This window comes from uncultured Lactobacillus sp. (genome assembly GCF_947367125.1).
Classification (GTDB): Bacteria; Bacillota; Bacilli; order Lactobacillales; family Lactobacillaceae; genus Lactobacillus.
This window is the reverse complement of the sequence record NZ_CANBCQ010000032.1, coordinates 1-12,185: the sequence shown is the minus strand read 5'-3', so window position 1 is coordinate 12,185 and position 12,185 is coordinate 1. Positions and strand designations below refer to the sequence as shown.

Here is a 12,185-nt window from a genome sequence, read left to right as displayed (position 1 = left end):
AAGTGCCAATGTTTTTTATCATTTATTACTATTCAAATTTTCATTCTCTTGATCATCCTCAAAGAAGTCAATTAAGATATTTGCATCAGGATAAGGTTCTGGGTAAGCATTCAAGAAATCCTGTAATTTATCACTATACTTACTATGGTTTTCATTTTGACTATTTTGATAAATCATTCGTAATCCATCTCGATTACCTGGATAAATACTGCTTTTTACTGCCCAACCAATTGCGTTACTTTGCACATCATTAAGCAAATAAGATGTTCCAAATTGATAAATTCTTTCAAGCAAATGTTCAACTCGTGCTATTTCACATTTTTTATCATACTCTGCTGGAACAAGTAACAATGAAATAGCTGTAATGTTCATCTCACATTGTCCCCAAAACTTATTATAAAGTTCAGTAAAATCTTGATTTGGCTGTGATAAGAGTCATTCGCGATAAATATTTAAAATTCGAAGCGTTTTTTTGACATCATACAGATAAAGATTATGATAACTAAACTGCTGAAATGTTTTTGCAATTCCAGAAAATAGTTCTGTATAACAATCTAAGTCTTCAGCAGTTAATTTTTTTAATTGCCGAGTCATCTTTTTCACCCTCTGTATTTAATTTATATTAGTTACTAATTATATACACAAATATTATAAAACTGTACCTTCTAATTCTTATTATAGAAGGTCTGGCGGCTTTGTTAATAGCGAAATTCTCACTAAAATTTGAATATTATTTATTCGTAAATTGCAATAATAAATTGAACACTTTTAATCAAGCTGCTTGATAGATTAGATCTAATCGGTAATCTGAAATTTACTCAAGAAAGTTATAACCAAGCTCTTACTCTGGCAAAAAAGTGGACAATAAAGAATTGTCAGCATTTTGATAATAAAATGCGTAGGTATGAATATACTTGGAAGCTTGTGAGTGATACTAATAGATGGCTCACATTATCTATTCAATTTACTCGTTGGCAAATTTTAGCAATTAATTTTAATAATACTGTGTCTGGTGGTGAGAAAGAGAGTATTAGAATTTTAGCTTTGCTTATTTTATCCCAGAATATCTTAATGATGATCCTTTTGATATAACTAATCAGGCTGCTGAAAAATTGTTTAGCTTTTATAATGAAGAATCTACGCAAAATGATGAATCGATTATTTTACTTGCTCAGATTAATAAATGCGGTAATGTTCCTAATTTATCTTTTAAGCTAGTAAAGGAAAACATCTTTATAAAGTTAAAGATCTTGATCAATTAATAGATGCATCCCGGCAAAATTCTCCTCTTAAATTGGGTAAGTACTTCAATGAACCCGTAAATCAAAATAAAATGGATATAAACAGTCAGCAGTGGCTTGCTTTTATTGAAAAATAATTGATGCTCGTAATTTAAATGAGTCCTTAATCTGTAGCTGATGAACTCAATGATTTACTTTATAAGGGCGTAAAATTATATTCAAATAATCAACTAATTGGATATACAACTGCAACTGATAACTTAAATTTAAATATTAAAATTGAAACTAATTCATTCGCTGCAGCAGTTGTTACTGTTGAGGATTTTCCTACTGCGACTTTAATTTCAGGCAGTCAGTCTTATTATGGGTACTACAGAGGGGTATGGATTAAATATACAGGACTTACTCCTGCATCCCTGCATAATTTAGGCTTGCATCCTGGTGATGAATTGCAGTTTAGCAAAAAAACAGTAGCAAAATTCGCAAAAGATATTTTGCCTAACTTTGAAAATAAAGAATATATTACGGTCACAGGTAGTGATGATCTAAAGGCAATTTTACCGCCAGATGCTCATTTTCTGCTTAAATTAGATTATCGCGAAAATAATATTTTGTGTATTACTCAAGTTCAATATGGGGATACAAAATACGAAGTAAATCATAATTATGCTGAAAATAATAAGCGCGATATCGAACAAGAACTTGCTGTGCAAGAGCAAATAAACACGTATTTTAGCAAATATCAGCACAACCAGTAATATTTTACCTAATGAAGAAGCAGACGCTGTCCAGGCTTTTCTAGACGAAGGCATTAGTAAATTAAAACAAATTAGCAAAGTTCAAATTACGGCCAATTTTAGATCACTACTAAAAGGAATAAACACTAATTTAGATATCGGGGTAAGTATTAACTTAATCAATGAATTACTAGATCTTGATCTCGCCGGTCAAAAAATGAGTTGGGATGATATTCAAGCAGCATTAAAAGCTTATCAAGAAAAACGCAAGTATTTTGTTTTGCAGAATGGAATGTTAGCTAAAACTGAACAACCTACAATTGAGAAATTAGCTCAAACTTTGCACGATTTAGATATTAATTTTAAAGATTTTATTCATGGAAAATTACAACATCAAAAGGTAGGCTTTAATTGGCTAAGTACGGTTGGCAATTATAATTTTGGCGGTTTGCTTGCTGATGAAATGGGATTAGGTAAAACATTGCAGATTATTGCATTGTTATTGGCTCGAAAGGAACAAACATCACATAAATTACCAAATTTAATTGTTGCACCAGCTTCGGTTATTTATAATTGGCAAGCAGAAGTTAAAAGGTTTGCTCCTGATCTACGAGTAGCTTTATTTAGATAGTACTAAACAAGAACGAGAAAGAATGCTTTCAACTGCTAAATCCTATGAAAATAAATTAAGCGAGCTTTGGAGTATCTTTGATTATCTAATGCCAGAATTATTAGAATCATATCCTAAGTTTAGAAAACAATATGAGTTACCAATTGTTAAAGATAAAGATGAAAATGCGAAAGCTCATTTAAGTAATACTGTAATGCCATTTATCTTGCGTCGACTTAAAAAAGATGTATTGCACGATCTGTATAATAAATACGAAGAAATAATGTCTGTTAAGATGAATAAGAAACAAGCAGATTTATATAATTTGCAGACTCAAAAGATCATTGCACAATTAAATGGACAAGGGGATGCTGATTTTAAAAAGTCTCGTTTTCAAATCTTAGCTCAAATTACCAAATTGCGAGAAATTTGTTGCGATCCTCATTTACTTTATGAAAACTACCATGGCAAATCTAACAAGTTAATTGCAACAATCGATTTGATTAAAAATAATCTGGAAAATGGCCATAAAATTCTATTGTTCTCACAATTTACGGCAATGTTAGATACACTAAATAAAAAGCTTGCCAAATTAAAGTCTCCTTTATTCACTGTTACTGGTTCAACACCAAAAGCCAAGCGCCAGCAGCAAGTGCAGGAATTCAATAAGATGTCACAACCAGGTGTCTTTTTAATTTCATTAAAGGCAGGAGGAACAGGCATTAACTTAATTGGTACAGATGTGGTAATTCACTATGATCCGTGGTGGAATTTAGCCGCAGAAAATCAAGCAACAGATCGAGCACACCGAATTGGGCAAAAGCATGTGGTTAAGATTTATAAAATGGTGACAAAGGATAGCATCGAAGAACGAATTATTGCCTTACAACAGAAAAAAGCTGAATTAGCCAATAGTATTTTACAAAACGACCAAGTCGCTAATCCGGTGATAAGTAAGGATGATTTACTTAAAGTATTAGAATAACGTAATCATTATAGTTAAATAAAAAAGTCTATTTACGCTTGCGAACTATTGTTTGTGTAAGCTATAATATTTAGGTAAACAAAAACCAACAAGTTATATTTACTTGCTGGTTTTATAGTTTTAGTTTGAATTAGTATGTTTCTTTTTATACCAATACACTAAACCGAATGGCACCATATTTTCTTGGTGATGTTCGATTCGGGAAATATTGCTACGATGACTCCAGTAGATTAAGACTACGAGTAATCCACTGATAATGCTCAAGGCAAGATCGTGGAAGAAAAACGAAGCAATAAAGATTAAAACTACTGAGATCAGACTAGTTAATGAAACCATACTTGTAATAAATAAAATTGGGAAAAAGATCAACGCACAGATCAAAAAGAAATGGATATTATATCCTAGTAGAAAACCAGCTGAAGTTGCAACAGCTTTACCTCCCTTGAATTTCAAAAAGATTGGGAAAGCATGACCTAAAATTGCAGCTAAACCAAAGATCAAGCATAGATAATGTGGTCCTAAATGGGAAATCATTGGTAATATAGTTGCTAGCGTACCCTTAAAGAAGTCTACTAAGAATACGATGATCCCAGCAGCTGGTCCTAGCACTCTAAAGGTGTTAGTCGTGCCGATATTTCCTGATCCGTATTTCCTAATATCTTTATGAAAAAAGATCCTACCTACTAACACACCTGTCGGGAATGATCCAATCAAGTATGCTAAAATAAACAACGATGCAAATTTTAATGCAAACATATTTAACAACACTCCTATTAGTCTATCGCTATTTTAGCAAAGATTATATTTTAAATATATGGTGCTAGTTAAATTAATGAACAAGTGGAGGAATTTTAGTGGCAAAAGCTAATACTTATGATGATTCTTCAATTCAAATTTTACATGGCCTAGAAGCCGTTCGAAAGAGACCAGGTATGTATATTGGGTCAACCGATATTCATGGCCTTAATCAACTGGTTTATGAAATTGTCGATAATTCAGTCGACGAAGCAATGGCTGGTTTTGGTAAAGAGATTGATGTAACCATTCATCCAGATAATAGTGTTACTGTAAGAGATTTTGGTCGTGGTATGCCAACAGGGATGCATAAATCAGGTAAGCCAACAATTGAGGTGATTTTAACTGTATTACATGCAGGTGGTAAATTTACTGAACAAAATTATAAAACTTCAGGTGGTTTACACGGGGTAGGTTCATCCGTTGTTAATGCTCTTTCAAGTTATATGAAAGTAAGGGTTGTTCGTGATGGAAAAGCTTATGAAGAAGAATTTAAAAATGGCGGACATCCAGTAGGTACTTTTAAATGTGTTGGAAAAACTAAAGATCCAACTGGCACTACTATTACTTTTAAGCCTGACGAGACCATTTTTTCAACGACTAAGTACAAATACGAAACAATTCAAGAACGAATTCGTGAATCAGCATTTTTGCTTAAAAGCGTTAAATTTGTTTTAACTGATGAACGGGAGCCTAACCATCATGATATTTTTCAATATGACGATGGTATTAAGTCATTTGTTAAATACCTAAATGAAGGTAAAGGTACGATTAGTGACGTCTTTTACTTTGAAGGTAAACAAGATGGTATGGAAATTGAATTTTCTGGACAATATAGTGATGGCTATTCAGAAAATCTAGTGTCATTTGTTAATAATGTTCGTACTGGTGATGGTGGTACACATGAGTCAGGTGCTCGTAGTGGATTCACTCGTGCATTTAATGATTATGCCAAAAAGCAGGGATTATTAGGCAAGAAAGATAAAAACATTGATGGATCTGATTACCGTGAAGGCCTTAGTGCAGTGCTATCTGTAAAAATTCCTGAAGAATTACTTGAATTCGAAGGTCAAACTAAGGGAAAACTAGGTACACCACAAGCACGTTCTGCCGTAGACTCACTTGTTTATGAAAAAATGTCTTACTATTTGATGGAAAATGGTGAGTTAGCACAAGATTTGGTTAAGAAGGCCCAGCGAGCTAGGGATGCACGAGAAGCTGCCAAGAAAGCCCGTGATGAGAGCAGAAATGGCAAAAAGAGACGAAAGAAGGAAGTTCTTTCAGGCAAATTAACGCCTGCTCAATCACGGAATCCTAAGAAGAACGAATTATTCTTAGTCGAAGGTGATTCCGCTGGTGGTTCCGCTAAGCAGGGTAGAGATAGACGCTTTCAAGCAATTTTGCCTCTTCGTGGTAAAGTATTAAATACCCAAAAGGCTAAATTGCAAGACATTTTTAAAAATGAAGAAATCAATACTATGATTTATACCATTGGAGCTGGCGTAGGCACTGAATTTAATGTTGATGATTCTAATTATGATAAAGTCATTATTATGACTGACGCCGATGATGATGGTGCCCATATTCAGATTTTGCTTTTAACTTTCTTTTATCGTTATATGCGACCAATGATTGAACATGGTAAAGTTTATATTGCTCTTCCGCCACTTTATCGTTTGCAAAAAGGACGCGGAAAGAAGTCGCAGGTTCAATATGCATGGACCGATGAAGAATTAGCAGCCGATGAAAAGAAAATGGGCCGCGGCTACTCATTACAACGATTCAAGGGTTTAGGTGAAATGAATGCCGAACAATTATGGGCTACTACTATGGATCCTGAATCAAGGATGTTAATCAGAGTTAAGATTGATGATGCTGCTCTTGCTGAAAGAAGAGTTACTACCTTAATGGGAGATAAAGTAGCTGCAAGAAGAAAATGGATTGAAGAAAATGTCAAATTTAGAATGGGCGAAGATGGCTCAATTCTAGAATCCGAAGATGAATAAAAGAAGGTTTTTATTTAATGTCCACAAAAGAACGAATTCGTGAAATGCCACTTGAACAAGTAATGGGCGAACGTTTTGGACGATATTCAAAATATATTATTCAAGAACGTGCATTACCTGATATTCGAGATGGCTTAAAACCAGTTCAACGGCGTATCCTTTACGCAATGTATCAAGATGGAAATACTTATGATAAACCATTTAAGAAAGCTGCTAAAGCAGTTGGTAATATTATGGGTAATTTTCACCCTCATGGTGATAGTTCAATTTATGGTGCTTTAGTCCATCTATCACAAGATTGGAAAATGCGCGAGCCCTTGGTAGAAATGCACGGTAATAATGGTTCAATGGATGGTGATGGGCCAGCAGCTATGCGTTATACTGAATCTCGTTTAAGCAAAATTTCTAACATGCTTTTGCAGGATATTGATAAAGAAACTGTTAATATGGTTCTTAATTTCGATGATACCGAATATGAACCTACAGTTTTACCTGCTCGTTTTCCTAATTTACTAGTTAACGGTTCAACTGGAATTTCATCAGGTTATGCAACTGAAATCCCACCACATAATTTAGGTGAAGTAATTGATGCAACAATTTACTTATTAAAGCATCCTGATGCTTCACTTGAAGACCTAATGAAATATGTTAAAGGACCTGATTTTCCTACTGGCGCAATTGTCATGGGAACTAAAGGCATTAAAGAAGCATATAAAACTGGTCGTGGTCGAATTCAAGTTCGAGCTAAAACCGCTATTCAAGAAATTCGCGGTCATCGACAAGAAATTATTGCAACTGAAATTCCATTCGATGTTAATAAAGCTCTTTTAGTTAAAAAAATTGATGAAATTCGTCTTAATAAAGAAATTGACGGGATTGCTGAAGTTCGAGATGAAACAGATAGACATGGTTTATCAATTGTAATTGAGCTGAAAAAAGATGCTGATGCTCAAAATATTTTGAACTATTTATTCAAAAATACTGATTTACAAGTATCTTATAACTTCAACATGGTTGCCATCGATCATATGACTCCTGTTCAAGTAGGACTTAAAAGAATTCTATCATCTTATCTTGAACATGAAGAAGATGTCGTTACTAAGCGTACTAAATTTGATTTGAACAAGGCCGAAGCACGATTAGAGATTATCCAAGGCCTGATTCATGCAATGGATATCTTGGATCAAGTAATTAAAACTATCCGTGCTTCTAAAAATAAAGCTGATGCAAAAAAGAATTTAATAGCTAACTATAAATTTACTGAGAAGCAAGCTGAAGCAATTGTTTCTTTACAACTTTATCGTTTAACTAATACTGACGTTAACGCACTGATTGCTGAACAAGAAAAATTAAATAAATTGGCTGAAAAATATCGCAAATTATTGTCAGACCGCAAAACTCTGGAAAAAGAAATTATCAAAGAGTTGAATTCCGTAAAAAAGGATTTTGCAAATCCACGTCGCACCCAAATTTCAGAAGAAAGTGCAAAGGTGGAAATCGACGAAAAAGCTTTAGTTGCTGATGAACAAGTTAGAGTATTGATTAGTCGAGACGGTTATTTGAAGCGATCATCATTGCGATCATACCAATCAACAAATGATGAAGATAATGGCTTACCGGATGGTGACAAAGTAACTTATGAAAATACACTATCTACTTTAACCAATTTATACTTATTCACTAACCGAGGAAATGTCATTTATCGACCAGTACATGAATTAATCGAAACTAAATGGAAAGAAACAGGACAACACCTGTCACAAGAAATTGGACTAGCTAGTGATGAACAAATTATCCGTGTATTTGTGTTTGATAAATTATCTATTGACCGAAACTTTATCTTGGCAACAAACGACGGTTATATTAAGCAGCTTGAATTAGTTAACTTGCAGCCAACCAGAACTTACAAGTCACGTGCAATGACTGCAATTAAATTAAAAACTAAAGATAGTTATGTAGTTGGCGTAGATTTAGTTAAGCCCGATGATCAAAAAGAAATCACATTATTTACTCATCGGGCATATGCTATTAGATATGATATTAGCGAAATACCTACGTCCGGTGCTAAAGCAGTTGGGGTTAAGTCTGCTAATTTGAAAGATGATGACTACATCGTAAATTACGTCTTAGTTGATTCTAAATATGTTGATTTAATGCATGTTGGTTTAATTACTCAGCGCGGTGCATTTAAACAATTTAAGCTTAAGTTAGTAAACAAAGTTTCTAGAGCTAAAAGAGGAGTATTAGTGCTTCGTGAATTAAAGAATAAGCCTCATAGAATCGTTTCGCTAATGCCATACGCTCAAGATCATTTATTACACATTACTACTTCTAGTGATCGTCATGTAACTGTTAAAACTATTGATTATCCGTTAGGTGATCGTTATTCTAATGGTTCATTTGTTATCGATACTACTGTTGACGGTACGCCTGTAAGTATTGAACTTGGTAGACCGATTAGTAGTCAAAATTAAGATTTGATTTCTAACAAAAAATCTATCCAAAACAGTGTTAAGACGTATGTTTTGACACTGTTTTGGTTTGGATAGATAATAATCAGTGTTATGGGACATGGCTTATCGTAAAATAATATTTTAGAAAAGAGATAATTGTTATGTCTAAAAGTGATACTATTTTATCGGCTAAATCATTACGTTATTTTTTGCAACTGATTGAAACAATGAATTACACTCAAGCTGCGCAAATTTTAGGTATTACTCAACCTGCTTTAACTCAGCAAGTGAAAAAATTGGAACGTGCTATTGGTGCTCCATTGTTTGGTCAAATGGGAAAGAAGCTTTACTTAACTGAAGCCGGTAAGGAAATGGAAACAGCCGCAATTGAGTTGTTAAACACTATTAATGGTGTTGTAAGTGATATCCAAGAATATACTCAATCTGATAGAGGTAATATCTCTATTGGTATTTTGGAGTCAATTCATATCGATCTTTTCTATCAATTTTTGCGCTATTTCAACAAAAAGTATCCCGAGGTAACCTTTACTGTTGATTATTTTGATCGAAAAGAATTATGGCATAGACTTGACTCCAATATGATTGATATGGCAATTATGTATATGCGTGATACTACTAACAAAACTGGTGCTAACTTCCGTCATCAATACAATCACCGTGATATTTGCCCAGAGTATATTGTTGTACTAACGCATAAAAATAATGTAGAAGCAGGAGAAACTTATCCTGTAACTCGTTTTAATAATAGAAAGTGGGTTGCATACCCTGAAAATTACTATTTATCCAGATTAATGCGGCTTAATTTTAGCAAGAAAGTTGATTTTGATACCCCATTTAAGATCGCTTCTACTAAAGAAATGATCAAGATTGCTGAAAATACTGACTTGGATACTTATGTAGATCAAACCTACTATGATGCACATAAGAATGAAATTAAATTAACACCAGTTTATATTAAGGACGTGCCTGAATTTACAACCGCATGTGTTTATCGTAGAGGAAAGTTAGATGTTCCTAGAATGAAGAAAATGCTGTCAGAATTGCAGATTTTCTTAGACAATAACTTGGATAGAAACGATAATTTTAGTAAACTAGTAAGTGAAGAAATTAAATAAAATAATTAGAAAAAGAGGCAATTTATTTAATGGAAAAAGAATTTGTTTTTGGACATCAAAATCCAGACACTGATGCAATTGGTACTGCTATTGCATTTTCATACTTACAAAACAAGTTAGGCTACAACACTGAAGCTGTTGCCTTAGGTGAGCCTAATGATGAAACTGCATACGCTCTCAAGAAGTTTGGCTTTGAAGCTCCTCGTGTAATTAAAGAAGCTGCTCCTGAAGTTAAATCTGTTATGTTAGTTGACCACAATGAACCTCAACAAAGTGTTTCAGATATTGATAAAGTTAAGGTTACTCACGTTGTGGACCACCACAGAATTATGAACTTTAATACAGCCGATCCTTTGTACTATCGTGCAGAACCTGTAGGCTGTACTTCAACTATTGTTTGGAAGATGTTCAACGAATTTGGTATCGAAATTCCACAAAATTACGCCGGTTTAATGCTTTCAGCTATTATTTCAGATACTTTACTCCTTAAGTCACCAACTACTACTGATAAGGATAAAAAAGCTGTTGAAGCTTTAGCAAAGATTGCCGGTGTAGATTACAAGGAATACGGTTTGGCAATGCTTAAGGCAGGTACAAACATCAGTGATAAATCTGAAGAAGAATTAATTAACTTAGATGCTAAGAGCTTTGAATTAAATGGTCACAACGTTCGTGTAGCTCAAATTAACGTAGTTGATCTACCAGAAGCATTAGAACGCAAGGATGCTTTCTTAAAGGCAATGGATGCATCATCTAAAGACAATGGCTACGATATGTTTATGCTTTTAATCACCAACATCCTTGATTCAGACTCAGAAGCATTAGTTGTTGGTTCTGATGAAACAAAATCATTATTTGAAAAAGCATTCGATAAAAAGCTTAGTGATTCAAAAGTTAAATTGCCAGGCGTAGTATCACGTAAGAAGCAAGTCGTTCCACCTCTTACTGATGCATTTGATGCTTAAATTAATGATATAAAAATAGGAGGTAGGGTGAGCTGCCTCTTATTTTTTGTTTAAAGGAAATTTTAGGAGAAGAGTATTGAAATACCCACAATTAGATTTAAAAGAAATTCATGGACCAAAAGCTATCTTAAAAACTAATCGCGGAGATATTGAAATTCAATTATTTCCCGAACATGCTCCGATGACAGTTGAAAACTTTGTTCGTTTAGCCCAAAAAGGTTATTACAATAATACTATTTTTCATCGTGTAATCAGTGACTTTATGATTCAAGGTGGAGATCCCGAAGGCAACGGAACTGGAGGAACTAGTATCTGGGGACATCCATTTGAAGATGAATTTTCACGTGAACTTTTTAATATTCGTGGAGCTTTATCAATGGCCAATTCTGGTCCCAATACTAATGGAAGTCAATTTTTTATTGTTCAAAATAAAAATATGCCTAAGCGCTATATCAAGCAAATGGAACCAGCTGGATATCCGAAAGAAATCATCCATGCCTATAAACAGGGTGGTACTCCATGGCTCGATGGCCGTCATACAGTCTTTGGCCAAGTTATTACTGGAATGGACGTGGTTGATAAAATTGCCAAATCCAAAAAAGATAAGATGGATAAGCCATTAGAAGATGTAACTATTAATAATATTGAAATAATTGATTCTAAATTTACCGATTAAAAAAACAGGGACGCTAGTTTTTTTACTAGTGACCTTGTTTTTTAATTATTCATTTCTTTTAAAAGGGTGATCAATGATTTAGATACGCGTTCAGCTTTAGTTTCTGGTAATTTTTTTAATTCATTAATAACTTTGTTAATGAAAACAGGTGTATTGTTAGAACGATCTTCAGGCTTGATTTTTTTAGTACGATAAGCATTGTTAATAATATCAGGTGTAGTAGTATTCAACGCTCTTGCAATAGAATCAAGCTTTTGAATACTAATATTTTGGTTTTTAGTCCTTTCCACACGTGAAATAAAATTTACAGAAAGATCACTTAATTCGGCCAAATCTTCCTGAGTCAGTCTTTGCTCACGTCTTCTACGAGAAATTTCTTCTCCTAAATTAATATCCACAAGCATTCGATCCTTTCAAGTAACTTATATTCTTATAGTTATAGACTATAAAAAAATGTATACAAAATGAATAAACTATTTTAATATTCTTAACTTACATTATATTAAGAAACTGTCAAATCTTTTGTGTAAATAGATCTTTCTCGTAAATTGATTTTTTAATTATTTATTTAATCAAAGTAG

11 protein-coding genes are annotated in these 12,185 nt (G+C 33.5%); 8 read left to right on the top strand and 3 right to left on the bottom strand.

Annotated features, from left to right (window positions below; genetic code table 11):
* Nucleotides 1-18: 18 nt before the first annotated feature.
* The gene (locus tag Q0Y84_RS09130; protein ID WP_297952927.1) at nucleotides 19-372 is read right to left on the bottom strand and encodes a hypothetical protein; all 354 of its coding nucleotides are present in this window, start codon (nucleotides 370-372) and stop codon (nucleotides 19-21) included.
* A 1,102-nt stretch (nucleotides 373-1,474) separates the two neighbouring features.
* Between Q0Y84_RS09130 and Q0Y84_RS09125 the strand changes: the two genes are divergently transcribed.
* The 3 genes from Q0Y84_RS09125 to Q0Y84_RS09115 are packed head-to-tail and all read left to right on the top strand — an operon-like array spanning nucleotide 1,475 to nucleotide 3,573.
* Nucleotides 1,475-1,999 (top strand): SNF2 helicase associated domain-containing protein, encoded by a 525-nt coding sequence (locus Q0Y84_RS09125; RefSeq protein WP_366791750.1) that lies wholly within the window; start codon nucleotides 1,475-1,477, stop codon nucleotides 1,997-1,999.
* Nucleotides 1,971-2,609: an SNF2-related protein gene (locus tag Q0Y84_RS09120; RefSeq protein ID WP_366791748.1), complete on the top strand. Its 639-nt coding sequence runs from the start codon at nucleotides 1,971-1,973 to the stop codon at nucleotides 2,607-2,609. Before Q0Y84_RS09125 ends, Q0Y84_RS09120 begins: the two co-directional genes overlap by 29 nt.
* 22 nt (nucleotides 2,610-2,631) lie before the next feature.
* Complete coding sequence (locus tag Q0Y84_RS09115) at nucleotides 2,632-3,573, top strand: DEAD/DEAH box helicase (protein WP_297952925.1); 942 nt, start codon at nucleotides 2,632-2,634, stop codon at nucleotides 3,571-3,573.
* A 120-nt stretch (nucleotides 3,574-3,693) separates the two neighbouring features.
* Here the strand turns inward: Q0Y84_RS09115 and plsY are convergent, their stop codons facing one another.
* Nucleotides 3,694-4,329: a glycerol-3-phosphate 1-O-acyltransferase PlsY gene (plsY, locus tag Q0Y84_RS09110; protein WP_297952923.1), complete on the bottom strand. Its 636-nt coding sequence runs from the start codon at nucleotides 4,327-4,329 to the stop codon at nucleotides 3,694-3,696.
* A gap of 98 nt (nucleotides 4,330-4,427) precedes the next feature.
* On the opposite strand from plsY, the gene parE reads away from it, so the two are divergent.
* The 5 genes from parE (at nucleotide 4,428) to Q0Y84_RS09085 (ending at nucleotide 11,604) form a co-directional block, all read left to right on the top strand.
* On the top strand, nucleotides 4,428-6,374 hold the full coding sequence (gene parE / locus Q0Y84_RS09105; protein WP_297952921.1) for a DNA topoisomerase IV subunit B: 1,947 nt from the start codon (nucleotides 4,428-4,430) through the stop codon (nucleotides 6,372-6,374).
* 17 nt (nucleotides 6,375-6,391) lie between these two features.
* On the top strand, nucleotides 6,392-8,848 hold the full coding sequence (gene parC / locus Q0Y84_RS09100; protein ID WP_297952919.1) for a DNA topoisomerase IV subunit A: 2,457 nt from the start codon (nucleotides 6,392-6,394) through the stop codon (nucleotides 8,846-8,848).
* A 140-nt stretch (nucleotides 8,849-8,988) separates the two neighbouring features.
* The gene (locus tag Q0Y84_RS09095; protein WP_297952917.1) at nucleotides 8,989-9,963 is read left to right on the top strand and encodes a LysR family transcriptional regulator; all 975 of its coding nucleotides are present in this window, start codon (nucleotides 8,989-8,991) and stop codon (nucleotides 9,961-9,963) included.
* 29 nt (nucleotides 9,964-9,992) lie between these two features.
* Nucleotides 9,993-10,928: a manganese-dependent inorganic pyrophosphatase gene (locus Q0Y84_RS09090; protein WP_297952915.1), complete on the top strand. Its 936-nt coding sequence runs from the start codon at nucleotides 9,993-9,995 to the stop codon at nucleotides 10,926-10,928.
* Between the two features lie 76 nt (nucleotides 10,929-11,004).
* Entirely contained in the window at nucleotides 11,005-11,604 is a 600-nt protein-coding gene (locus Q0Y84_RS09085; RefSeq protein WP_297952912.1) for a peptidylprolyl isomerase, read from the top strand.
* A gap of 41 nt (nucleotides 11,605-11,645) precedes the next feature.
* On the opposite strand, the gene Q0Y84_RS09080 is transcribed toward Q0Y84_RS09085, so the two are convergent.
* Nucleotides 11,646-12,002, bottom strand: coding sequence for a helix-turn-helix transcriptional regulator (locus tag Q0Y84_RS09080; RefSeq protein WP_297952910.1), 357 nt, complete (start codon nucleotides 12,000-12,002; stop codon nucleotides 11,646-11,648).
* Nucleotides 12,003-12,185 lie beyond the last annotated feature (183 nt).